We start from the raw sequence: 23,426 nt of genomic DNA, 5'->3' as shown, positions 1-23,426 counted from the left end.
TCGACCAGAACCGCAGAGAGCACGACGCTTCATCCCATGCGCGCACAGGACGAAGCCGCGATCGTCGCCTGCATTCCCAGCCTGCGCCGTTACGCGCGCGGGCTGGTGGCAGATACCACTCGGGCCGACGACCTGGTGCAGGACACGCTGGAGCGAGCGTGGAGCCGGTTCTCGCTTTGGCAGAAACGCGGCGACATCCGCGCCTGGATGTTCGGCATCATGCACAACCACTTCATCGACGGTGTACGCGCCAGGAGCAGCCGACCCGAGGACAGCGCGGGCGACGACCTGCCCGAAATCCCGCAGCGTGCCAGCCAGTCCGACGGCATTGAGGTCCGCGATCTGGACCGTATCCTGCAGCGGTTGCCTGTGGAGCAACGCGAGGTGATGCTGCTCATCGCAGTCGAAGAACTAAGCTACGCAGAAGCCGCCGCAGTGCTCGGCGTGCCCATCGGCACGGTGATGTCCCGCCTGGCGCGCGGCCGTGACAAGCTGCGACAGGAACTGCAAGGCCGCGCGCCATCAGCCCAAGTTGCCGCGCCCCTGCGCAGGATCAAGTGACATGGACTCTCCCCCACTCAAACCCATTTCCACCGACGGCATCAAGCCGGTGACCGAAGCCGATCTGCATGCTTTTGCGGATCAGCTTCTGGACCCTGCGCGGCATGTAGAGATCGATGCCTTCCTGGATGCCCACCCGGCCGAACGCCAGCGCGTGGACGACTGGCGCGCCCAGAACCTGGCGCTCAAGCAGTTGCTCGACCCGGTCCTGTCCGAGCCCTTGCCATTGCGCCTGCCGCTGAAGCCGGCGCCGGGGGCGGGCTGGCAGGGATGGCCGTGGCGCTCCCTGGCAGCCGGCGTGGCGATCGCGGTCGTCAGCACCGGGTCGGCCTGGTGGGGCCGTGGCGCCTACGACGGGCAACTGCAGCGCAGTGCCACGCTGGCCGCGGCGCGGGCGGGCACGCTCAATGGTTTTGCCCACCGCGCGGCCGTGGCCCACGTGGTCTACAGCCCGGACGTGCGTCGTCCGGTGGAGGTCGGCGCCGACCAGGAGCAGGCGCTCGTCACCTGGCTGACCAAGCGCATGGGCACCGAAGTGAAGCCGCCCGACCTGCGCGCCCTGGGCTACGAGCTCATCGGCGGGCGGCTGCTGCCGGGCGACAAGGGGCCGGTGGCGCAGTTCATGTTCGGCGGCGCAAAGGGCGAGCGTCTGACGCTGTACGTCACTCGCGAGGACGCCGGACGCGAGACGGCCTTCAAGTTCGGCCAGGATGGCCCGGTGAATGTCTTCTACTGGGTCGACAAGGACTTCGGCTACGCCATTTCGTCAGGCGACAGCAAGTCCGAAATGCTGCGGGTCGCCGAGGCGGTTTACAGCCAGCTTGAAGCACGCAAATAATTTGGTCCTTCGACTGGCAAGATGTTTTGCCATGCGCAAATCTTCAGGAATTGGAACCATGCAGGACAAGTCGCATTGGGAGCGTGTCTACAGACGAAGTCGTCCAGTACGCTGAGCTGGTTTCAACCGCATGCGGACCGGTCCCTCGGACTCATCAAGCGAATTGCTGCTGGCGGTCAGACGCGGGTCATCGACGTCGGAGGCGGTACTTCGACACTGGTGGACGATTTGCTCGGACTGCATGGCTTCGACGTCACTGTGCTCGACATTTCGGAGAATGCGCTCGACGTGGCCCGTCAACGGCTCGCTTTCGACGCCCGGCGGGTGCGATTGCTGGCGGGAGACATCACCCGGCTTGCCTTACCCGCACATGCCTACGACATCTGGCACGACAGGGCCGTCTTTCATTTCATGACCACACCCGAGCAACGCCAGGCCTACATCGCGCAAGTGCGCCAGGCTGTGCGCCCCGGCGGTCACGTCATCGTCGCGGTGTTCGGGCCGGACGGGCCGATGCAGTGCAGCGGGCTCCCGGTGATGCGGTATGCGCCAGATGCGTTGCACGCCCAGTTCGGCGATGCCTTCGAACTGGTCGAACATGCGCCGAAAGCCCATCGGACACTCGCAGGCGTGGAGCAGCAGTTCGTCTATTGCCACTGCGTGATGCACTGAAGCTTGGCTCGTACTTCACAGCCCATCGGGAAACGTGTACGTCACGGGAGACGCCGAGGGTTGCCCGATCACCAGCGCTATCTGGTCGTGCGGCTTGAGCGGAAGGTCGCGCACCGGCGTGAATTGCACCTTGCCGTTGACATACACCCGCAGCGCGCCCCTGAGCCCTGCCACGTTGTCGGCCGCCAACGGCTGTCCCCACACGTCGAAGAAGTTGCCCAGCGTGTACACCCGGTCGTTCGGCGATTCGACATGCAGGATGCCGCTGGCATCATGCGTGTGCAGCCAGTAGAAACCCTTACCGCCACTGACAAAACCGCGATCGATGCGCAGCGGCGCAATGATGCCGATGCCGCGTGGCACTGCGATCTGTTCGCCCTTGTAGTAAATGGCCAGGTGGGCATGGAAATGGGTCTTGAGCATCTCCTGGCTCGAACCTTCGATGCCATCCACCGGCTGGCCCTGGCCGCCATGGGCGGTATTACCGTCAGGAAACACGGACTTGCCGAGTTGCCCACCCTGTATGAGCAGTTCGGCACCGCCGGCGGCTGCGGCCGGCCTGTCGTCGCCATGTGCAAAAACGGGCGGGGCACCGGCTGCGATGGCGATGGCGAATGCCGCTGCAACGAATGGCTGGAAGTTCATCGAGAGTCTCATCGGAAAAATTGAATAAGAGCAGCGCTCGGCCACCGCGGCTTCAGGCCCGCCTCGTGACGAACACGCGGGGCCGCCAGGCATCGACAGGCGCTCCGTTGCGGCCCATCGGCCAGTGGTCAAGCCAGTGCTGCAGCACGGCGACGTCATCAGCCCGCCGCCGCCGGTGCAGCGAGTGTCCCTGGCCCGAATGCGTCAGGTGCACCAGATCGGTCGGCAGCGGTGGGCTCTGGTCGCCGAAGTACCAGAAATTCCACGACACCAGGGCGTTGAGGCCCGCAATGTCTCGCGCGGCCTCGCTGTCGTCGTGCAACGTGTTGGCCACCTGCTTCATCGAGCCGTTCGCCATCGCCCGATAGAAGTTGTCCGGGGGGCCGTCGCCGCCAGGTCGCTTGGCGACAAAGCGCGGGTCCGCCCAGTAGTTGCCCAGCGCCATGACTTCATCGACGCGCATCGCGTAGACGAGCTGGTCGTTGTGGCGGCTGCGCAGGCCGACGATCCAGTCGCCGACACGTGCCGAGCGACGAATCTGCGGCTTGCACACAGCGAGCGAGCACCAGCCGTGAAAAGGATTCGGCGACCCGCCGCGGTCTTGCCGCACGACGTAACGAAAGATGCGCGGGCCTTGGATCACATCGGGCTGCGCAGAACCACCTTGGCTGCATCCATCGGCCCATCGCCTTCGATGACCACGATCGATGCGGTCTTCGGATTGGCTTCCGACTGCAGACGAGTGACCTCGCGGATCTCGCCGATCGCCGTGCCGTCGGCCATTCCCATCGGATTGGTCTTGAAGCTGGCGACGGGCACTTTCTGATCGCCCACATAGATGCTGTAGACCGTCTCCGGCTTGAGCTTGTAGAGGAACAGTTCCAGCGCATCGACCACACCGAAATTGCGTGCCACCACGAAGCCCTTGGCATCGCCTGAAGCGGGCATGAGCGGGATGTTGACCGGCGCGGCGTTGGCCAGCGGCTTCAGGTTGTCCGTGCCGGCACCCGACGGTACGGCGTTCGAAACGTAGACCAGCGCCTGCGGAGCCTGTCCAATCGGCACCGCCGCGATGACTTTGTCGCTGGCGGTGTCGATCACCTGGACCGCATCGCCGTTCTCCAGTCCGACGTACATGCGCGTGCCGTCGTCCGATGGCCATACGCCATGCGGCAGCGCGCCGGTCGCGATGGTGTTGAGCAACTTCGCCTCGCCATCGGTCGAATAGACCTTCACGACGTTCTCACCACCCACGGCGACGTACGCGAGCGTGCCGCGCGCGGTTTTGGCAAAGCCGAGATGGTTGGTGATGAAGCCGGTGTCGATCACGCTCGTCACCGCCATCGACTTCACGTCGATGCGTGTGACTTTGCCGACGTCCTTGTGGCCCATCCAGACTTCTGTGCCATCCGGCGTGAACTGCAGGAACGGCGAGAACGGACTCACGACCGGAATACGTTTCACGATCTTGTACGAGCGCGTGTCGACCACAGCCACTTCGGGCGTGAAGCTCGACACCACGAACGCACGCCCACCGTCCGGCGTGAACAGCACCATGCCGGGGCCGGGCGCGGTCTCGATCCGACGTTTTTCCTTGAAGGTCTTCGCGTCGATCACCGAGACGTAGTTCTCTCCGCGCACCACGGCCCAGACCTCCTTGCCGTCGCGCGTGAAGAAGGCCTCGTGCGGCGAGCGGCCGACGTAGGTCACGCCCTTGACCTTGTTGGTCGCCGTGTCGATGAAGGTCACCGAGTTCGAGCCGTTGGCAATGGCAACCAGCGTGCGGTGGTCAGGCGAGAAACCGAGGCCGTGAACGTTGATCTCGCCCTTGTAGATCGGTGACAGCACGTCGGGGCGCTGGTTGCCCAGCTTGATCTGGCCGAGCAATGCGTTGGTGTTCGGGTCGATCACCGACACCGTGTTGGTGTTCTGGTCTGCGGTGTAGACGCGGTCGCCGGGATTGGGAACTGCCGATGCAGCGAAAGATGCAACGGCCAGCGCCGTGGCAAGGACAAGGGGTTTGAGTGAATTCATGAAAGGTCCTTCTTCGACGTGCCTGGAGCGACTACTTGGCGGGTGATGCGTGGCGTGCAAGCCAGGCCTTCATCAGCCGGATCTCGTTGGCCTGCTCGGTGATGATTCCCTGCGCGAGGTTGCGCACTTCCGGGTCTCGCGTGTTGAGCAGGATCGACTTGGCCATGTCGATGGCGCCCTGGTGATGGGGAATCATCATGGTCATGAAGTCGTGCGCGGGCTGGCCGTTCATGGGTGCGGTGCGCATGTCGTGGTCCATCACGGCCATGGCATCACCCATCAGCGCATCGAAGGGCTTGGCCGTGCTGGCCATGAAGCTGGGTGGCACGACGCCTTCGGCATGCATACCGTGCGCGTGCATGTCGGCCGCCTGCGTCAACGTGCTCCCTGCGACCAGCAACCCGAGGATGCCCGCACGAACGAAGGCGCTGCTCATGCCGCTTTCTTGTTCCATGCGCTGCACCATCCCGTGGCAGCGACCTGCTTGCCGGCGAACAGCGGACAGCCGCCCGTCGCTTCCTTGGGCTTGCCTTGAAACAGCTGACAGTTCGCGCAGTTCTGGCTGGCCGCGTGATTGGGAAATTTCTTGGCGTCGATCTTGGTGGTGTCTTCTTTGTAGCCGAGCGCCACGGCCTGAGGATCGGTCTCGGCTAGCTTCGGGCCGCCGGACTGTGCGTGGGCGGCGGAAACGGACAGCGCAGTTGCAGCGCCGGCAACTTGCAAGATGAAAAAGCGGCGATTTGTGGGGGTCATTTTTTTAATCTCGTGGGGGTTTTTAGTCGTTGCCGGAGTCTTCGCTCCGGCGATCGGGGGCGTGCTTATTGCTTCAAGACGAACGCAGCCAGCGCTTTCACCTCTTCGGGTTTCAGTGCGGCGAAAGGCGGCATCGGCACGCTTCCCCACTTGCCGACGCTGCCGCCACGGATGCTGGCCTCCAGCTTCGACTGCGCCTGCGGATCGGCCTTGTACTTTTCGGCAACTTCGTGATAGCCCGGACCGACGATCTTCTGGGTCACGCCATGGCAACTCAGGCAGGCGTTGCTCGCAAGAAGCGCTTGAACGTTGACAGTCGCGCCACCGGCTGGTGGCGCGGCCGCAGCACCCGGTGACGTTGGCGGAGCGGGCGGCGCATGCGCTGGTGTGGATGCGGCGATCACACTGGCGTCTGTGGCCTTCGCGGACCCGTAGGCGACCGCCAGGTAGGCACCCACCTGCTTGACTTCGTCGTCACTGATCGGCGCACCGTAGGTGTGCTGCATCTTGGCCATCTCGGCGGTCCACTGCGGCTGCGTCATGCCGGGCGGCTGGTAGTTGACGTAGTCGGCCGAATGGCAGATCGCGCACTTCTGCATCGCGATGGCGTAGCCCGGCAGCTTCGACGGGCGCAGCTTCGACGTGTCGGGGAGCAGCTTGATGTCGGGCGGCGCGGCCAACGCGTTGAACGCGATCAACACGCAGCAGCCAAGAACGGCACGGGCCAAAAAAGTGGTGGTTTTCATGGCGTGTCCTCAGGCGATGGTGACCGGCGTGGACTCGACTACATGGCGGCGGTAACCTGCCGGATTCCAGTCCACCGTGGCGGGCTGGCCTTCGCCCTTCTGGTTGGTCGCACGGACCATGAGCACGGCTCGGCCCTTCTTCGCGAAGCTCACCGGCGCCCGCCATTCGCGAAACGAGAAGCGCCCCAGATCCTTGCCGAGCGTCGCCGCCTTCCAGCTCCGGCCGCCGTCGATGGAGACTTCCACCGTCTTGATGCCGGCACCGGCATCGAAGGCGATGCCCTTGAGTTCGATCAATCGGGCGGCGGGCAGGATGCCACCGGCCTGGACGCTGGTGATGAAGCTACGCACGGGCAGCGTCGAGATCGGCCGCGTCTTCGCCGCTGCGGAACCCGGTGCCACGCACTGGCAGTCGTTGTCGGGCACGCGGTAGGCGGTCGTCATGAACAGCGCGTCATGGCCGTCGAACACATGGTCGATGACCTCGATTTCCGAGAGGTGCTTGACCCAGTAGGTGCCGAAGTAGCCCGGCACGATGAGCTTGACCGGGTAGCCGTTGAGGAACGGAAGGTCCTTGCCGTTCATGCTCCACGCGAGCATCGGTTCGTCCTGCAGCGCGTGTTCGATGTCCAGCGCCTTGCGGAAATCCGAGGTCGCGGGCAGCACCGGCGTGTCGAGGCCGTTGAAGGTCACCTGTCGGGCACCCGCAGCCACACCCGCCTTCTCGAGCACCTTGCGCAGCGGCACGCCGAACCAGCGGGCATTGCCCATCGCGCCATTGGCGAGCTGGGCGCCGAAGACGCGCGGCGACGAGTACCCGCGGCTGTTGCCGGAGCACTGGTTGACCGCCACCACCTCCACCGGCTCGGCCAGTGCCTTCAGGTCGGCCAGCGACAGGTTCAACGGCGTGTTGACCTTTCCCTAGACGGTGAGCCGGTAGGTGGCAGGGTCGACCGCCAGCGGGATGTTGGCCAGGTGGTAACGCACGAAGAAAGCGTCGTTGGCGGTGATCGGCCCTTCGTTGAAGACTGAGAACGGCGTTTCCAGATGCGGCGGCCGGGTGTGAACACGAATCAGCGGCCGTTTTTGCGGGTACGTCACCATGGGGCGCGGTCCGTCGGCAAAGGTCACGCCTTCGCCGGTATCGCGACCAGCCGCCAGCGCGGCGAGCGGCGACGCACCCAGCGCGAGAAGACCGGCGCCCTGGACGAAGCGCCGACGGGATGAAGCGCGCTTGGCGTCGTGCTGCGCGGTGGGTGTGGCTTCGCGACCTGATCTCATGGTTTGTCTCCGTTTGTTAGATAAATACAGTGGCTATTCAGGGTGTCTTCCAACCCCACTTGGCGAAGTTTGCTTGTCCTGCAGGCGATTTCAGGAAGTCCGAGAGCGCTTTCTTCACGGCGCGGTCTTCTGCACCCTTGCCGCAGGCGCAGCCAGCGTCGCCTCCACACGGTTGCTCGCCAGGTCGACCTTGGCAATCCCCAAGTCTTCGTTCAGCACATAGGCTGCCTGGCCGTCGCGCGTGAAGACAATGGCCTGCCGCGGTTCCTTGAAACCCGTGATGGTGGCGACGACGCTCCTGCTCGCGACATCGATGACGGACAGCGAGTTGTCGCCCAGGTTGCCGGCGTAGACGCGCTGGCCGTCTGGTGACAGCGCCGCACCATACGGGTCCTTGCCAACAGCGATCGTCGACTCGATGGCGCGCTTGTCCAGGTCGACGACCGCGATGGTGTTGCTCCCGCTGTTCGCAGCGAAGAGCGTCTTGCCGTCGCCGGTGACCGAGATCGCGCGCAGCTTGTTGAACCCGGTGATCTCTCCGTCGATCTTGTTCGTCGCCGTGTTCACGATGGTGATCTTGTCGCCCATGAAGTTGGTGACGTACAGCGCACCTCCGTCGGGGCTCAGACGCACACCCTGGCGCGGCTGCGCGAAGCCGGTGATGACGGCGCGCGGTTCGCCGCTCGCGACGTCGAAGCGCGTGACGGTGCTGGCGGCCTGGTTGTTCACATACATCGTGGCGCCGTCCTTGCTGAGCACGGTGCCGAAGGCACCGGGGCCTGCCGGCAGGCTGCTGACCGTCTTCAGGCTGGAAGTGGCGATCTTCGCCACGGTGCCCAGGCTGCTGTCCGAAACATAGAAGAACTCGCCAGACGGCGCGAACACGATGTTGCGTGGCGTCACGAAGCCATCCAGCACCTTGCGCACCTTGCCGGTCTTCAGGTCGTAGACGACGACGTCCGGGCGTTCGCTGTACGACACCACGGCCGTGCCCTCGTCCGGGCTGAGCGCCAGCGAGTTGTTGTGGATGGCACCGTCGAAGGTCCAGCGCTGCGTCGCACTTGCGGACGCTGCGACAGGCGCAGGTTGTGCCGTTACCGTCGAAGGGATCGAGGCGAGTGTCAAGAGGGCGAGGCACAGCGAAAGTGCGAGAGGACGGAGTTTCATGAATTTCTTTCGGTTGTCTGGATGGATGGACGAATGGCGGGGGCGATTTATTCCAGGTCTACCCTGTCAATTGAAGAGTGCAGTGATGCCCGCGTTGATGGCGAAGCCGCCGCACACCAGCCAGACGAAGAGCACGGCTGCCAGCGCCAGCGGCTTGATGCCGGCCCTGCGAATCGCCGAGACGTGCGTCGTCAGGCCCAGACCTGCCATGGCCATCGCCAGCAGCACCGTGTCGATGTCGATCACCTGCGTCACCACCGCATGGGGCAGCAACGCGAGCGAGTTGAGCCCGGCGACCGCCACGAAACCGAGGGCGAACCAGGGAATCACGATGCCGCCGCGTGGCGAGGCATTGGCTTCGTCGGTGCCATCGGCGTCCTTGGCACTGGAGCGGGAGAGGTAGGCGGACAGGATGATCAGGAACGGCGCCAGCATCATCACGCGGACCATCTTGGCGATGACGGCGGTGTTCGCAGCCTGCTCGCTGACGGCGCGACCGGCGGCGACCACCTGTGCCACCTCATGGATCGTCGAGCCGGCGAACACGCCGTAAGCGGTGGGCGACAGGTCGAACAGCCGGAATTGCGCGACCAGGTGATACAGCACCGGATACAGGAAGATCGCCAGCGTGCCGAACACCACCACCGTGGCCACCGCGACCATCACCTGCTCGGCGCGGCCGCGCACGACGGGTTCGGCCGCCATTACCGCCGCCGCGCCGCAGATCGAACTGCCGGCGCCGATCAGCATGGCCGTCTTGCGGTCGAGCCCGAAGACCCGGGTGCCGAGGAAGCAGGCGAGCCCGAAGGTGGTACACAGCACCGTGGCGTCGATCGCGACGCCGGTCCAGCCCACGTTACCGATGTCCTGGAAGGTCAGACGCAGGCCGTACAGGATGATGCCCAGGCGCAGCAGATTGGCCTTCGAGAAGGTCACGCCCGCGCCGGCCAGCGCGCCGATGCGTGGGTAGACGGTGTTGCCGACCCCCATGCCCAGCACAATGGCCAGGGTCAATGCGCTGATGCCGTTGGCTTGCAGCCAGCCGATCTTGCCCAGTTGGATCGATGCGAACGCCAGCGCGCCCGTCAGTGCAAAGCCGGGCAACAGCTGACGCAGACGACCCTTGGCAGTAGGGTTGTGCAGTAGTTGAACCGGGGGGGTGGCGGTGTGCATCGTTTTCTCCATCGCGTCGTTTTCTGAAGGCATAGACGAACTTTGAACCGATTCGATCTATCCGGCAAACGGATACTTCCGCTATAACCTAGCCATCTAACAGGTAACGAAAGCGTTTGGATGCGCCTGACATTGCGTCAACTTCTGATCTTCACGGCCGTGGCTGACACCGGCAGCACCACCGCCGCCGGTGAGCGGGTCTCGCTGTCCCAGTCGGCGACCAGTGGCGCGCTGAACGAACTGGAGAGCCTGCTCGGCGCCCAACTGTTCGACCGCATCGGCAAGCGCTTGCTGCTGAACGACAACGGCCGTGCGCTGCTGCCGCAAGCCAGGTCATTGCTCGACGGCGCACAGGAAATCGAAAGCCGGTTCGGGCTCGGCAGCACGGGACCTGCAACCGCGCCTCTGGTCACGCGCCTTCGCGTTGGTGCCAGCACGACAATCGGCAATTACGTGCTGCCAGCGCTGGTCGCTGGCTACAGCAGAACGTGGCCCGGGACCGCGGTGGATGTCGTCATCGGCAACACGCGCGACATCGCTGCGGCCGTGACCCGCCTGGAGGTCGACATCGGTCTGATCGAAGGGCCCTGCCACGAGGCCGAGCTTCGAGTGACGCCATGGCTTCAGGACGAGTTGGTCATCGTGGCTGCACCGACGCATGCGCTGGTGCAGGAGGGCGTGCAGGCACGCGTTCCGTTGAAGGCCTTGCGGCAGGCACGCTGGTTGCTCCGTGAGCCGGGTTCCGGCACGCGCGAGGCCGTGGAGCACGTGTTGCTGCCGCACCTTCACCACCTGGACGGCGACATGCAGCCGGGCAGCACCGAGGCGATCAAGCAGGCGACGGCCGAAGGCCTCGGGCTGGCTTGCCTGTCGCTGTGCGCGGTGCAGGACCTGGTGACACTCGGCAGACTGGTCGTTCTGCGAACCACGTTGCCTCGTCTGACTCGCCGCTTCTATCTGGTGCACCATCAGAAAAAGCGCCTTTCGGGCAACCTGCAACGCTTCGTGGCGCACTGCGAGCGTCTTGAAATGGAATCCCCGTGGCTGCCAACGAATTTCCCGAAGAAGTAGCGTCTCCCAGACGCGGTCGTGCGCGCCTGTGGGCCATGGGACCGGCTGCCGAAACGTTGCGCGTCTGGTGGTGGGCGGCCGTGACGGGCGCGCTCGCTGCGGCTGCCGTCGTGGGCTTCCGGTGGTTGACGCAATGGGTCGAGGAACTCGCGACCGGTCAGCGCGGCGGACTGGTCGAAGCCGCGTTGTCGTTGTCGCCCTGGCACCGCGCGCTGGTCTGCACCGCGGGCGGCTTGCTCGCAGGGCTGGTCCTGCAAGGCGGAACGGCCTGGGCCAGGCGGGGCCCGGGCGGCGCGGCGAACCTCGACTACATCGATGCCGCGCGCGCAGGAAGAGTCGACCTGAACGATCGAACGACGTTGACACGCACCGTGTCCGCGCTCTTATCCGTCGGCACGGGCGCTTCCATCGGACGCGAAGGGCCGATGGTCCAACTGGCTGCCTGGGTCAGTGCGCGACTGGCACGGCTCGTCGCGACGGCGCCGGAACAACGCAACACGCTGCTGGTGTGCGGCATCGCCGCAGGCATCGGCTCGGCCTATCACGCACCCATTGCGGGCGTCGTCTTCGTTCTGGAACTGGCGCTCGGTTTCCTCGCGCGCCACACGGTCGCTCCGGTGCTGATCGCGTCGGCCACGGCCAGTTCACTGATCTACTGGCTGGTCGAACCCAAACCGCTCTACGACGTTACGCCTGTCGTCATGGCACCGACGAGCCTCGGCATCGCCTTACTCGCCGGCGTGCTGTTCGGCGGGTTGGGCTGGGGGTTGCTGGCGCTGCTCGAATCAGGGCGAAGCTGGTTCGCGCGCATCCGTACGCCAGTCCTGCGCCTGGGACTCGGGGGCTTGCTCGTGGGGCTGTTGTCGGCCTGGGTGCCGCAGGTCTGGGGCAATGGCTACAGCGTGGTGTCGCAGGTGCTTCACGGTGACCACGCTTGGCAATGGCTCGCGTGGGTGCTGCTCGCAAAAGTGGTGGCGACGACGCTGAGTTCGGGCAGCGGCGCGATCGGCGGTGTGTTCACGCCATCGCTTTTCGTCGGGGCGACCGCTGGAAGTGTCTTGGCCCAAGTGGCGGCGCTCTGGTTGCCGGCGGTGTGGGTGGGCGATCCGCGTCTGCTCGCGGTGGTCGGCATGGCGGCGGTGCTGGCCGCAGTCACCCATGCGCCGCTGATGGCGATAGTGATGGTGCTGGAGATGACAAATCAATTCCAGCTCACCGTTCCAGTGATGCTAGCCTGCGGCGTGGCCTACGCCATCAGCACACAATTCGGCGCGCGACCGCTCTATGGCAATCCGATCGAATCGCCGATGGCGCAGAAGCCGAATCCCTGAGCCTGTGTCAGATCGCGGGTTCTGCACGCAGCGACTTGCGACGCTCAATGCCTTCGAAGACGATCATTCCGGTGAGCATCGCGGCGGTGAAGACAAGCGCCTTGCTTTCCCCCATTTCCGAGCGCCACCAGACCGGGTCCAGGACAGAAGCCCGCAAGGCCCCAACTGACACCGAACAGCAGGCTGCCGAAGCCAGGCGGTCGATCGCTCGCGCGTTTGGCCATCTCACTGGTTCGCCCAGAAGGGTTTGCGAGCGCTTACGCGCGGCGGCGAACGCAACGGTGACCGCGGCCATCGTCAAGGCAGCGCGGGATCGCGAGTTGAAGTTGGACAAGGCCGAGCAAGTTGACTCCGCGTCGGGAATCGAAATCAAGGGCGTCGTGAGCGGCAAGACCCTCGCCATCGGCAATGCGACGTTGATGGAGCAACTGGGCATCGATGTAGTGCCGCTGGCGAACCAGGCCGAAGTTTTGCGCGCGCGAGGGGCCAGCGTGATGCACCTGGCCGTAGACGGCAAGCTGGCCGAGCTGCTTGCCGTGTCCGATCCGGTGAAGGCCAGCACGCAGGAGGCGCTCACGATGCTTCGCAAGTCCGGCCTTCGCATCATCATGACCACGGGCGATGGGCTCACCACCGCTCAGGCTGTCGGCAAGCGCCTGGGGATCGACGAGGTGCATGGCGAGGTCAAGCCAGAGGACAAGCTGCAACTGGTCGAGCGCCTGCAAAGGAGGTACGAGTCGTCGCGATGGCTGGTGACGGCATCAACGACGCGCCCGCGCTCGCCAAAGCGGATGTCGGCATCGCAATGGGCACTTTCACCGACGTCGCGATGAACAGCGCCCAACTCATGCTGGTCAAAGGCGATCTACGCGGCATCGCGACGGCGAGCGCGTTGTCGGTCGCCACCGTCTCCAACATGAAGCAGAACCTCGGATTCGCTTCGTCTACAACCTGGTGGGCGTGCCGCTCGCTGCCGGCGTGCTGTTTCCGTTAACGGGCTGGCTTCTGTCGCCGATGGTCGGTGCGGTGGCGATGAGCCTCAGCTCGGTGTCGTTGATCGGCAACGCGCTGCGGCTGAGGATCACTGCGATCGAGTCTGACTGATCCGACTTCCGCGGCGCGCGAGGAAAGACGCAAGCCGAGTAGCTTGATGTACGGTTGCACCCCGTCATGGTCGGCCTCGGGGTAAGAGAGGGCGCTCGGCGGCGAAAGACGCAGTCGTCTGCTTTGTGCAAGCGCCGACATTGATCGGGCCAGGTCGACCGACTGCAGTCAGTCTGAAGCAGACGTTTGGCCCGATGCGCTGAGCGTCCCCTTCTGGCGGTTGACCGGCCTGCCGCCCAGCGCAGCAACCGAGCAGATCTCTGTTAAGACAGCACGCGGGTACGGTTGGACCGATCCACCTTTTGGCGTCGACACGTTCGGTGGTTCCGCCTGGGGAGAGGCGGGCATGCAGTTCGTGAAGCTCACTGCGACGGATGGCCACGATGTGAATGCACCGGCCCGCGTGCTGGTGCCGCACAAGGCGCCCGAGAAGGAAGTGCGGAAGCCGGCGGTCAAGGGCACGCTGCAGCTGCGTTGGCCCAACTGGTGGCGGCAGCGGGGTGGTTCAGATTCGATGAAAGTCATTCGCGGCTTCAAATCAGCGGTCGTGAGCAACGACCTGGATCCACTGAACGCAGTCGGCCTGGGCTACATGAATCGCAAAGAAGGGCTCACCAGCGTAGTGAACTACGACGCGGTGAAAGGGGACGCGAACACCAGGCCCGCTTCATCATCCTGAATTTAACGATGCTTCGTTGCGGACGGCCAGCATGGCAGAACATCTCTTTGATGCTCGGGTCAATTGCTGTTGGAGTAATGCCGAAGTTCTTGAAGAAGCTGCAGTCGGGATTTTGGAAAGGCATTACTCGATTCACGCTCGAAAACCGAGGGGACCGTATGGGACAGTTTCTTCGTGGGCTTCCTGGCCGGAAACGAAGCGATCTCTGGTGGATTGCGTGGCTGGCAATTCATCGACGGAAGTCAATACGGTACAGCAGCAATGGCTGGCATCGGCTTTGAATTAGGAGATGACTTTGTCCAATTCGTGTGGTCGTTCAATGATGAAGTTGGCACACAGAGAGTGGCCACGAACATGCACGCAGCGCACTTCTCTCCGAAATTCACGAAGCTCGATTTTAGCTAAATGAGGATCGCACGCCCCTCATCGCGACTCTCGTGCACATTCCAACGGGCGTCGCTAAAATCGGCCCGTAATTGCTTCCAATCATTGGCGGTAATCTTGGTTGCGCGATGTCGATCGGCCGCGGAGCCTCTGCATTCGATGGAAAAAATACGTTGGCGTCTCCTCGATGAGGATGAAACGGACTACAGTGTATTTTCGGTGCCTTATTTTCCCAGCGCCAGAAAACTAAGCGTAAAAATAGACCATTAATCACGATTGCGATAATCACCGTTTAGAAGTAAATGCGCAATCGATTGAAATGGCGCTGACTAAGCTGGAGCCAGCTCAGCTGGCGGCAAGCAAAAAAGAGCCCTGTATCTCCTTTTCTTTGGGTCAGAAGTTGATGTCGGGCGGCGTGTGCCAGGCGTCCCATGCCTGCTTTCCGGCGTCGTCGAGCAGTTCGCGCGCGACTGGGTCTTCGGTGCCGTGGAGTTCGAGGGCGAAGAGGGCGAGCTCGGGAAGGTCCACATGCTGGCCTTTGGATCGGCACCGCCAGAGCATCCCCAGGTCGGGATCGACGCGCGCTTCATGCAACGCAACTACTACCCGGCCGCACCAAGTCCCGGGCCAGATTACAAGGTTGCTGGTATGTTCGGAGACACTCATAAACACCTCAATTAACAGCGCCGAAAGTTACCATTAACTAAGGCATTGACAGAATAAACACCGAAAAAGCGGCGCCGAAAAAGTTACCATTAACAACAGCATAAGGACGGAAAAGATCGTGCAAAACAGCAAGTCCAGAGTTACCAGATCACTTTTGTTTATTGCGTTTACCCGTGCTTTCAGGCTCAACTACTGGCATGGTCAACTGCAGCCTGACCACCGCCGCTACCTGGTGTCCGATGTGCACCAGGCAACAAAAAGCACCTCGGATTTGAGGCGCTTGAGTGAGTGGGCTGAGGGTCACTCGAACAGGCGGCGGTAGTCCTGCAGAGTTTCCTTGGGGCGCAAACGGACCACATCACCGTACATCCCGGCCGACTTCTCCAGGGTGAACGCGCCGCTCTCTTCGATGATGCGGAGGAATCTCTCATCCGCCTCAAGGAGGACGGGGACAGGCCTACCAGGAAGATCGGTGACGAGGGAAGAAGTCATGGGGTCGGATTTACCTTCCTCATGCACACCGTCACCCTACATTAACTCTCGCAAAATGCTGCTGATTTTGGTGCGCTCGGCAAAACTTGGGGTCGTCATTTTCACTTCTCCAGTAGTTTGCGAAGCGCCAGCCTCGCTTTAATTGCGCGTTCCAATTTCGGGGAATACTCGACTTCGTCATCTAGCGCAGCTGTTGCAGGGTCCAGGCCACGAGAGTCGCAGTAATCACGAAACCGCCCAGGGAAATCATTTTCGGCTCTCCCCGGCATCGGAGTGAAGAAGTCCGAATCCGGTATGAATTCGACTTCGATCACTTGAGCCACCGCTTTGGCTGGCGAAGGATTCGAATCATTGCGTCTGCGGGATCAGCCATGACGCGATTTGCGGGGCCGAATTCTTTCTCGAGTTCGGCATTAACTTCCGCTGTCGCAGCTTCACGGCGACGGCGATCGCATTCGGATAATGCGTCAAGGATTCCAGATTCGTACATGCGGATGAGCAGGGTTTGTTCAACGTTCATTTGCATGTCTTTCTCCAGTTGGGCGGGGAGCAACTATTGTATCTTTAACCGTATTCTTTGGGTAATTTAATTGGAGCTTCAGAAGCCCATTTTTCGTGGGACTGGTGCTGGTGCAGTCCCGAAATCTTCAGCCTCGACGACTTGCCGATTGCGTGCCAGAGCCCTGCCGATGGCCATCGCCGACCTCGTCTTGAATTCGCGAGCGCTGAACTTTTCGACAGCGTGGCTGATGACCGCGCGCGAGATCTGTGACCCGAAGTCGTGGAGCCTGGTGTCGTGGACCACGCTCGCGAAAATCTTCTCGAACATGCGCTGGTTTTCGGAAGCGGTGGGGGCTTGAACGTGCACGATGTGGAATCGACTGCGGATTGGGGCCGGGATCGTGTCCAGGGTGTTCGCGCACGCAATCCAGCGGATGTGCGAGGCGTCGATCCTCAAGCCTGGAAGCGATTGATCTTCGAATGTCTTGGCGCTTTGGACCTCTAGCAGGCCGTAGAGGGCGCCAAGGGGGTCGTACTTGTGGCCCTCGCCGACTTTGTCGATCTCGTCGAGGTAGGCGACGGGACAGGCTGTTGCGACAACGCCGGACCGGCCGAACGCCAACGTTTTGAAAACCTCCCCTGGGCAGGAGTTCGACCAGTGCGTGGCGAGTCCGTCGAGCGAGCTGCCAGCGGTTGCGCTGGCGAGGTCGACTTTGAACATCGGCGTCTTGAGCACGCCGGCGATGAGGCTGCTGAAGTAGCTCTTACCAACCCCCGGCGTTCCGACCAGAAGCATGGGGGCCGGCCTGCAGCGACCGCCTGCTGCGGCGATCGCGAACGATGGTTCCAGGACTTCATCGATCGCGCTGATGAAGTTTGGGAACTGCTCGCGCAGTTCATCGAGCTGCCCCCGCCAGGCAGGGTTTGGCACTACGTAAGGTCGGATGTTTCCAATGTCGATCAGGCGCTTCAGAGTCGCCTTGACGCGGGCTGAAGCGTGCTCGTCTGAGCTCACGGTGCGGAAGTTTTCGGTCAGAGCGTTGATGTCTTCGAGGCTGAATACCTCGATTCCATTGTCGAAGTCTTGGCTCGGGAGGTTGCTCGAAAATGCGCGCAGCTCATCGAAAAGCCTCGTCATTTGCTGAATCGCTTTGGTGTCGCTGACGTGCTTCGCGCAGTTGCGACACTCCCAGAACCAGTGACTGTCCTCAAGCTCGCGAATCACTTCTGTAGATCCACAGTGATCACAGCAGAGGTTCTCGAAGAGAAGCTTCTCGCCGCGCATCTCCGCGAACACGCGCAGGTGTTCGATCTGCTGCTTGATGATGTTGTGCTTGATGTCTTGCACAAGCGGTAGGTAACGCTCTTCGCCATCGAATTCGAGCGCGAGCTGGCTTCCGTCTTCGTGCTGAGCGATGGCCTGCTCGAGCTGGCCGAAGGGGTCGGCTTGGGTGGCGTTTTCTCGGGCAGCGCGTGCAGCCGCCCGGTTTTGGGGTTGAACCATTGGGCGGCTCCCTCTTACTTTGCCAGGGCGCAGCTTTTCAAGGTGTAGAAGTGCGAGCCTTCCGCGCCTTCTTCATGCTTCACCACTTCAGCGATGACGGTGCCGCCCTTGAAGTTGGTGGAGGTGGACTGGCAGATGAACCCGATTTCGTCGGATTTCTTGACGTAGTAGTCCTTCGAGCCGCCGACGAACGGCTTCAGGTCGAGCTTCACTGTGTGGAACAGGACTTTGTTCAACACGATGCGCTCGCCGCCTTCGAGCTTTTCGTACTTGCGGGCTTCACGAACGAGGTCTGTGTAGGTGAGTGGAGGCTGCTGGGCGATGGCTTGGCCAACGGTGACGAGCGAGCAGAGGGATGCGATTGCGATTGCGAACTTCATTCGGATCTTTCGGTTTCAGATGTGCTCCGCCATGCCTCTGGGGCTGGCGGTGCACGGCGTCCGGTACCGATGCGATTGAATGAAGTCTTGATGGACCCTGGGTTACGCTTTTCCAGGTAGCGGGTGGCCTTGCGCTCACCATGTGCGATCAGACTGGGCTTGTGGCCATGCTGCACATCCGACCGCTTGATTTTACGAAGAGTTGACCGATTTGGCTAATCGTCGATGGTGCGTCGTGTACATCCCAAACGATCGATTCTGCCGTCACCCCGCACCTTGGTGATGGCTCCGCATCCTTGGGATGGGTCCGAGGGGGTGTTGAGCGCTGGCCCTTACCTTGGCCTTACCTCTACAAAGCAAAAAGCCCTGACGCTATCGTTTTAATAGCATCAGGGCCTTGCATCTATTGGTGCCGGAGAGATGAATCGAACACCCGACCTTCTCATTACGAATGAGCTGCTCTACCGACTGAGCTACACCGGCGAAGACTTGAATTATATACCGGAATGGTAGCTTGTCACGCGTTCCACTTCATTTTTTGAGCCGAGGATGACGCTGACGCGCTGGTGCAGCTGGGTGGGCTGGATGTCGAGGATGCGTTGGCGGCCGTCGGTGGCGGCGCCGCCGGCCTGTTCGATCAGCCAGCTCATGGGGTTGGCTTCGTACATCAGGCGCAGCTTGCCGGGCTTGTTGGGCTCGCGCTTGTCCCAGGGGTAGAGGAATACGCCGCCGCGCGTGAGGATGCGGTGCACGTCGGCCACCATGCTGGCGATCCAGCGCATGTTGAAGTCCTTGCCGCGCGGGCCTTCGGTGCCTTCCAGGCATTCGTCGATGTAGCGCTTCACGGGGGTGTCCCAGTGGCGCATGTTGCTCATGTTGATCGCGAATTCCTTGGTGTCGGCGGGGATCTTCACGTTCTCTTCGACCAGCACGAAGGAGCCTTGCTCGCGGTCCAGCGTGAACATGGCCACGCCGTCGCCCACGGTCAGCACCAGCGTGGTCTGCGGGCCGTAGATGCAGTAGCCGGCCGCGACCTGCTTGGTGCCGGCCTGCAGGAAGTCCTCGGTGGTCACGCCGGGGTGGCCTTCGGGCTTCTTCAGCACGCTGAAGATGGTGCCGATGCTGACGTTCACGTCGATGTTGGAGGAGCCGTCCAGGGGATCGAACAGCAGCAGGTATTCACCCTGCGGGTAGCGGTTGGGCACCACGTAGATGCTGTCCATCTCCTCGGAGGCCATGGCCGCCAGGTGGCCGCCCCATTCGTTGGCCTCGATCAGCACTTCGTTGGCGATGATGTCCAGCTTCTTCTGGACTTCGCCCTGCACGTTTTCGCTGGTGGCCGAGCCGAGCACGCCGCCCAGCGCGCCCTTGTTCACGGCATGGCTGATGTGCTTGCAGGCACGCGCCACGACTTCCAGCAGCAGGCGCAGCTGCGAGGGGATGAGGCCATCGACGCGCTGCTGCTCGACGAGGTAGCGGGTCAGGCTGATTTTCTGGGCCATGAAGAAGACTCTTTCGTAGCGTGGGTGGTGTGAAAGAAAGAAGGGGTTGTGTACTGCTGCGGGGCGGGCCGCTCAGTCGGCCAGGGCCCGCGTGACGACTTCGCGCACGTCGTTGGAGAGCGCGGGGCGGGCGGCCACGCGCTCGATCGCCTGGCGGGCGGCCGAACGGTAGGGCTCGGCCAGCTTGCTCCAGCGGTCCAGGCTGCGGGCCAGGCGGGCGGCGACCTGCGGGTTGATGGCGTCCAGTTCCAGCACGCGGTCGGCCCAGAAGGCGTAGCCCGCGCCGTCGGCTCGGTGGAAGCCACCGGGGTTGGCGTTGCAGTAGCTGAAGATCACGCTGCGGGCGCGGTTGGGGTTCTTCAGGCTGAAGTCGGGGTGGGCGAGCAGGGCCTTGGCCGTGGCCAGCGCCTGGCCGCCGCGGTCGGGCGCGCCGGCCTGCAGCGCGAACCACTTGTCGAGCACCAGGGCGTCGTCCTTGAACATGGCGTGGAAGCGCGCCAGCGCCTGCTCGGCCAGCGGCTGGCCGCTCACGACCAGGGCGCTCAGGGCGTTGAAGCGGTCGGTCATGTTGCCCGCGTCCTTGAAGCGCTGGTAGGCGCGGCCGGGCCAGACGGTGTCGCCCGATTCGCGCGCCGCCACGCAGAGCATGGAGAGCGCCATCCCGGCGAGCGCGCGGCGGCCGGAGGAGAGCGCGTCGGGGCGGTAGGCGCCGGTGTCGTGGTGCTGCTCCCAGGCGGCTTCCCATTCGGGGCGCAGGGCGGTGGCCAGCTGCGTGCGCAGGGCCTCGCGCACGGCGTGGATGCGCTGCGGGTCCACCACGTCCAGCTGCTCGGCGATGTAGCCCTCGGAGGGCAGGGCCAGCACCAGTTCCTTGAAGGCCGCGTCCAGCGTGGGGTGGCGCAGCACGTCGCGCATGGCGGCGATGAAGCTTTCGGGCAGCAGATCGGGGGCGATCGGGGCCGCAGCGCCCGTATCGCCTGCGCCTGCTGCTATGGCATTGATAGCGATGCGCAGTGCCAGGCGCTGGCCGGCTTCCCAGCGGTTGAAGGCATCGGTGTCGTGCGCCAGCAGGGCCAGGAGCTCGTCGTCGGTGTAGTCGATGTCGAGGTGCACCGGCGCGCTGAAGCCGCGCAGCAGCGAGGGCACGGGCGCGGAGTCGATGTTGACGAAGGTGTAGCTGTGGCTGGGCTCGGTCAGCACCACGGTGCGGTCGGCGGCGCCCGGGGCGGCTTCGCCTTCGAGCTGCAGCGCGATGGGCTGGCCGTTCGCATCCAGCAGGCCCAGCGCGACGGGGATGACCATCGGCAGCTTCTCGGCCTGGCCGGGCGTGGGCGCGAGCGACTGGCTCAGCGTGAGGCGGTAGCTGCGCGTGGCCGCGTCGTAGGCGCCCACGGCGCGCACGCGGGGCGTGCCGGCCTGGGAGTACCAGCGCTTGAACTGGGGCAGCAGGCGGGCGAGGTCGCTCTCGGGGTTGGCGTCGGCGATGGCCTGGGCGAAGTCGTCGCAGGTCACGGCCTGGCCGTCGTGGCGCTCGAAGTAAAGCTTCATGCCCTTGGCGAAGCCTTCGCGGCCGACCAGGGTGTGCTGCATGCGCACGACTTCCGCACCCTTTTCGTAGATGGTGACGGTGTAGAAGTTGTTGATCTCGACGTAGCTGTCGGGCCGCACCGGGTGGGCCATGGGGCCGGCGTCTTCGGGGAACTGCACGGTGCGCAGCACGCGCACGTCCTCGATGCGCTTGACGGCGCGCGCCGATGGGCTGCCGGCCAGGTCCAGGCTGAATTCCTGGTCGCGGAAGACGGTGAGGCCTTCTTTCAGCGAGAGCTGGAACCAGTCGCGGCAGGTGACGCGGTTGCCGGTCCAGTTGTGGAAGTACTCGTGGCCGACCACCGATTCGATGTTGGCGAAGTCCACGTCGGTCGCGGTGGCCTGGCTGGCCAGGACGTACTTCGTGTTGAAGATGTTCAGGCCCTTGTTCTCCATGGCGCCCATGTTGAAGTCGCTGGTGGCGACGATCATGAAGCGTTCCAGGTCCAGCGGCAGGCCGAAGCGGGCTTCGTCCCAGGCGATGCTGGCCATGAGGGAGTTCATCGCGTGCTCGGTCTTTTCCAGGTCGCCCGGGCGCACGTAGATCTGCAGCAGGTGGTCGGTGCCGCTGCGTGCGCGGATGCGCTGCTCGCGCGCCACCAGCTTGCCGGCCACCAGCGCGAACAGGTAGCAGGGCTTCTTGTGCGGATCGTTCCAGCGCGCGAAGTGGCGGCCGTCTTCCAGCTCGCCTTGCTCGATGAGGTTGCCGTTGGACAGCAGCACCGGGTACTGGGCCTTGTCGGCGCGCAGCAGCACGGTGTAGCTGGCCATGACGTCGGGCCGGTCGAGGAAGTAGGTGATGCGGCGGAAGCCCTCGGCCTCGCATTGCGTGAAGAACGTGCCCTGGCTCACGTAGAGGCCGGACAGCTGCGTGTTCTTGGCGGGGCAGCAGGTGGTAAAGATCTCCAGATCGAAGGGCGCATCGCCTTCGGGCAGGTTCTCCAGCACCAGGCAGCTGCCTTCCATCTTGAACGACGTGCCGGCGCCGTTGACCAGCACGCGAGCCAGGTTCAGCTCGTCGCCGTGCAGGCGCAGCGGCGCGGCGGGCACGCCGCTGTTGCGGCGCACGCGCATCTTGTTGAGAACGCGGGTCTTGGCCGGGTCCAGGTCGAACGTGAGATCCACGGTGTCGATCCAGTACGCCGGGGCGGCGTAGTCGGCACGGTGGATGGCGGTGGCTTGTCCTTCTCGCATCATGGCTTGGGGCTTTCCGGGCGCGTTGGGTGGTTTACACGCCCTGCTTGAGGGAGGCTTCGATGAAGGCGTCGAGATCGCCGTCCAGCACCTTCTGGGTGGCGGAGATTTCGACGTTGGTGCGCAGGTCCTTGATACGGCTGTTGTCCAGCACGTAGCTGCGGATCTGGTGGCCCCAGCCCACATCGGTCTTGGTGTCTTCCAGCTTCTGCTGCTCTTCCATGCGCTTGCGCATCTCGAAGTCGTAGAGGCGCGAGCGCAGGCGTTGCCAGGCGACGTCGCGGTTGCTGTGCTGGCTGCGGCCGTCCTGGCACTGCACGACGATGCCGGTCGGGATGTGCGTCAGGCGCACGGCCGAGTCGGTCTTGTTGATGTGCTGGCCGCCGGCGCCGGAGGCGCGGTAGGTGTCGGTGCGCACGTCGGCCGGGTTGATGTTGATCTCGATGGAGTCGTCGATCTCGGGATAGACGAAGAGCGAGGCGAACGAGGTGTGGCGGCCGCCCGAGGAGTCGAACGGGCTCTTGCGCACCAGGCGGTGCACTCCGGTTTCGGTGCGCAGCAGGCCGTAGGCGTATTCGCCCTCGATCTTGATCGTGGCGCTCTTGATGCCGGCCACGTCGCCCGGGGTTTCTTCTTCCACCGTGGCCTTGAAGCCCTTGCGTTCGGCGTATTTCAGGTACTGGCGCAGCAGCATGCTGGCCCAGTCGCAGGCCTCGGTGCCGCCGGCGCCGGCCTGGATATCGACGAAGCAGTTGAGCGGATCGGCCTCGTTGCTGAACATGCGGCGGAATTCCAGCTCTTCGATCAGCGGGCGCAGCTTGGCGGTTTCGGCCTCGATGGTCTCCAGGCCCGCTTCGTCGCCTTCTTCCTTGCTCATGTCATAGAGCTCGGTGTTGTCGGCCAGCTCGCGGGTGAGCTTGTCCAGCGTGACGACCACGCTGGAGAGCGACTTCTGCTCCTTGCCGAGTTCCTGGGCCTTCTTCGGGTCGTTCCAGACGGCCGGGTCTTCCAGGGATGCGTTTACCGTGCGCAGACGTTCGAATTTGGCATCGAAGTCAAAGATACCTCCGTAGCTCTTGCGTGCGCAGAGCCAGGTCTTGGAGGGTGGTGCCGATGAGGTTGATGCGTTCTGCGTCCATGGTGCGGGTGTCCTGTGTTCTT

General features: G+C 63.5%; 24 protein-coding genes, 1 tRNA gene and 2 pseudogenes. 8 read left to right on the top strand and 19 right to left on the bottom strand.

All coding sequences use genetic code 11. The annotated features are described in order from the left end of the window. Nucleotides 1–36 precede the first annotated feature (36 nt). The 3 genes from BM070_RS10550 to BM070_RS10540 all read left to right on the top strand — a co-directional run bounded on the left by BM070_RS10550 (nucleotide 37) and on the right by BM070_RS10540 (nucleotide 2,071). A complete protein-coding gene (locus BM070_RS10550) occupies nucleotides 37–561 on the top strand; it encodes an RNA polymerase sigma factor (protein ID WP_068629668.1) in 525 nt (174 codons plus the stop codon). 1 nt (nucleotide 562) lies between these two features. Next, nucleotides 563–1,399, top strand: a complete 837-nt coding sequence (locus BM070_RS10545) for an anti-sigma factor family protein (protein WP_068629670.1) — start codon at nucleotides 563–565, stop codon at nucleotides 1,397–1,399. Nucleotides 1,400–1,618: 219 nt separating this feature from the next. Continuing rightward, complete coding sequence (locus tag BM070_RS10540; RefSeq protein ID WP_237288572.1) at nucleotides 1,619–2,071, top strand: class I SAM-dependent methyltransferase; 453 nt, start codon at nucleotides 1,619–1,621, stop codon at nucleotides 2,069–2,071. 15 nt (nucleotides 2,072–2,086) lie between these two features. Here BM070_RS10540 and BM070_RS10535 read toward each other — a convergent pair whose 3' ends face one another. The 9 genes and pseudogenes from BM070_RS10535 to BM070_RS10495 form a co-directional block, all read right to left on the bottom strand. Further along, nucleotides 2,087–2,716 carry a hypothetical protein gene (locus BM070_RS10535; protein ID WP_068629672.1) on the bottom strand — a complete coding sequence of 210 codons (630 nt, stop codon included), beginning with the start codon at nucleotides 2,714–2,716 and terminating at the stop codon, nucleotides 2,087–2,089. A 52-nt stretch (nucleotides 2,717–2,768) separates the two neighbouring features. Continuing rightward, nucleotides 2,769–3,359: an Nmad2 family putative nucleotide modification protein gene (locus BM070_RS10530; protein ID WP_068629674.1), complete on the bottom strand. Its 591-nt coding sequence runs from the start codon at nucleotides 3,357–3,359 to the stop codon at nucleotides 2,769–2,771. Further along, complete coding sequence (locus BM070_RS10525) at nucleotides 3,356–4,750, bottom strand: YncE family protein (protein WP_092939532.1); 1,395 nt, start codon at nucleotides 4,748–4,750, stop codon at nucleotides 3,356–3,358. The genes BM070_RS10530 and BM070_RS10525 overlap by 4 nt, the downstream gene beginning before the upstream one ends. Before the next feature lie 31 nt (nucleotides 4,751–4,781). After that, nucleotides 4,782–5,186, bottom strand: a complete 405-nt coding sequence (locus tag BM070_RS10520; RefSeq protein WP_434803183.1) for a DUF305 domain-containing protein — start codon at nucleotides 5,184–5,186, stop codon at nucleotides 4,782–4,784. Beyond that, on the bottom strand, nucleotides 5,183–5,503 hold the full coding sequence (locus BM070_RS10515) for a high-potential iron-sulfur protein (RefSeq protein ID WP_092939530.1): 321 nt from the start codon (nucleotides 5,501–5,503) through the stop codon (nucleotides 5,183–5,185). The genes BM070_RS10520 and BM070_RS10515 overlap by 4 nt, the downstream gene beginning before the upstream one ends. 65 nt (nucleotides 5,504–5,568) lie before the next feature. After that, nucleotides 5,569–6,249, bottom strand: a complete 681-nt coding sequence (locus BM070_RS10510) for a c-type cytochrome (RefSeq protein WP_092939529.1) — start codon at nucleotides 6,247–6,249, stop codon at nucleotides 5,569–5,571. Between the two features lie 9 nt (nucleotides 6,250–6,258). After that, nucleotides 6,259–7,530 (bottom strand): annotated as a pseudogene (gene sorA, locus BM070_RS10505) (SorA family sulfite dehydrogenase catalytic subunit). Nucleotides 7,531–7,644: 114 nt separating this feature from the next. Next, nucleotides 7,645–8,697, bottom strand: a complete 1,053-nt coding sequence (locus BM070_RS10500) for a YncE family protein (RefSeq protein ID WP_092939528.1) — start codon at nucleotides 8,695–8,697, stop codon at nucleotides 7,645–7,647. Between the two features lie 66 nt (nucleotides 8,698–8,763). Next, complete coding sequence (locus BM070_RS10495) at nucleotides 8,764–9,870, bottom strand: YeiH family protein (RefSeq protein WP_092939564.1); 1,107 nt, start codon at nucleotides 9,868–9,870, stop codon at nucleotides 8,764–8,766. Nucleotides 9,871–9,990: 120 nt separating this feature from the next. Between BM070_RS10495 and BM070_RS10490 the strand changes: the two genes are divergently transcribed. Further along, nucleotides 9,991–10,941, top strand: coding sequence for a LysR family transcriptional regulator (locus tag BM070_RS10490; protein ID WP_092939527.1), 951 nt, complete (start codon nucleotides 9,991–9,993; stop codon nucleotides 10,939–10,941). After that, entirely contained in the window at nucleotides 10,911–12,272 is a 1,362-nt protein-coding gene (locus BM070_RS10485; RefSeq protein WP_245785174.1) for a chloride channel protein, read from the top strand. Before BM070_RS10490 ends, BM070_RS10485 begins: the two co-directional genes overlap by 31 nt. Nucleotides 12,273–12,279: 7 nt before the next feature. Here BM070_RS10485 and BM070_RS25365 read toward each other — a convergent pair whose 3' ends face one another. Next, nucleotides 12,280–12,567, bottom strand: coding sequence for a DUF6691 family protein (locus BM070_RS25365; RefSeq protein WP_434803186.1), 288 nt, complete (start codon nucleotides 12,565–12,567; stop codon nucleotides 12,280–12,282). Here BM070_RS25365 and BM070_RS10480 point away from each other — a divergent pair. From BM070_RS10480 to BM070_RS24195, 3 genes and pseudogenes are all read left to right on the top strand, one after another. After that, nucleotides 12,515–13,376: pseudogene (locus BM070_RS10480) on the top strand (HAD-IC family P-type ATPase); the annotation flags it as partial. The gene BM070_RS25365 and the pseudogene BM070_RS10480 overlap by 53 nt on opposite strands. A gap of 346 nt (nucleotides 13,377–13,722) precedes the next feature. Continuing rightward, nucleotides 13,723–14,055: a hypothetical protein gene (locus BM070_RS10475; protein WP_092939525.1), complete on the top strand. Its 333-nt coding sequence runs from the start codon at nucleotides 13,723–13,725 to the stop codon at nucleotides 14,053–14,055. Nucleotides 14,056–14,229: 174 nt separating this feature from the next. Further along, the gene (locus BM070_RS24195) at nucleotides 14,230–14,460 is read left to right on the top strand and encodes a hypothetical protein (protein ID WP_139222794.1); all 231 of its coding nucleotides are present in this window, start codon (nucleotides 14,230–14,232) and stop codon (nucleotides 14,458–14,460) included. Between the two features lie 372 nt (nucleotides 14,461–14,832). On the opposite strand, the gene BM070_RS25250 is transcribed toward BM070_RS24195, so the two are convergent. The 9 genes from BM070_RS25250 to prfB all read right to left on the bottom strand — a co-directional run bounded on the left by BM070_RS25250 (nucleotide 14,833) and on the right by prfB (nucleotide 23,404). Next, entirely contained in the window at nucleotides 14,833–14,967 is a 135-nt protein-coding gene (locus tag BM070_RS25250; RefSeq protein WP_281245399.1) for a hypothetical protein, read from the bottom strand. Between the two features lie 438 nt (nucleotides 14,968–15,405). Continuing rightward, nucleotides 15,406–15,597: a hypothetical protein gene (locus BM070_RS10465; RefSeq protein WP_092939523.1), complete on the bottom strand. Its 192-nt coding sequence runs from the start codon at nucleotides 15,595–15,597 to the stop codon at nucleotides 15,406–15,408. Between the two features lie 310 nt (nucleotides 15,598–15,907). After that, a complete protein-coding gene (locus BM070_RS24190; protein WP_139222792.1) occupies nucleotides 15,908–16,123 on the bottom strand; it encodes a hypothetical protein in 216 nt (71 codons plus the stop codon). 72 nt (nucleotides 16,124–16,195) lie between these two features. After that, nucleotides 16,196–17,602 carry an AAA family ATPase gene (locus BM070_RS10460; RefSeq protein ID WP_092939522.1) on the bottom strand — a complete coding sequence of 469 codons (1,407 nt, stop codon included), beginning with the start codon at nucleotides 17,600–17,602 and terminating at the stop codon, nucleotides 16,196–16,198. A gap of 14 nt (nucleotides 17,603–17,616) precedes the next feature. Beyond that, entirely contained in the window at nucleotides 17,617–17,982 is a 366-nt protein-coding gene (locus BM070_RS10455) for a hypothetical protein (RefSeq protein WP_092939521.1), read from the bottom strand. Nucleotides 17,983–18,389: 407 nt separating this feature from the next. Further along, a tRNA-Thr gene (locus BM070_RS10450) sits at nucleotides 18,390–18,465 on the bottom strand. An 11-nt stretch (nucleotides 18,466–18,476) separates the two neighbouring features. Further along, nucleotides 18,477–19,484 carry a class 1 fructose-bisphosphatase gene (locus BM070_RS10445; protein WP_092939520.1) on the bottom strand — a complete coding sequence of 336 codons (1,008 nt, stop codon included), beginning with the start codon at nucleotides 19,482–19,484 and terminating at the stop codon, nucleotides 18,477–18,479. Between the two features lie 72 nt (nucleotides 19,485–19,556). Then, nucleotides 19,557–22,265 carry an aminopeptidase N gene (gene pepN, locus BM070_RS10440; protein WP_092939563.1) on the bottom strand — a complete coding sequence of 903 codons (2,709 nt, stop codon included), beginning with the start codon at nucleotides 22,263–22,265 and terminating at the stop codon, nucleotides 19,557–19,559. Between the two features lie 34 nt (nucleotides 22,266–22,299). Further along, a protein-coding gene (gene prfB / locus BM070_RS10435) for a peptide chain release factor 2 (RefSeq protein ID WP_139222791.1) occupies nucleotides 22,300–23,404 on the bottom strand; the annotation gives its coding sequence in 2 pieces (ribosomal slippage) (nucleotides 22,300–23,322 and nucleotides 23,324–23,404; 1,104 coding nt in all). Between the last annotated feature and the right edge of the window lie 22 nt (nucleotides 23,405–23,426).

The organism is Paracidovorax wautersii, from assembly GCF_900113035.1.
GTDB lineage: Bacteria > Pseudomonadota > Gammaproteobacteria > Burkholderiales > Burkholderiaceae_C > Paracidovorax > Paracidovorax wautersii.
Note: the sequence above shows the minus strand (reverse complement) of the source record. Positions and strands in the feature narration are given on the sequence as shown.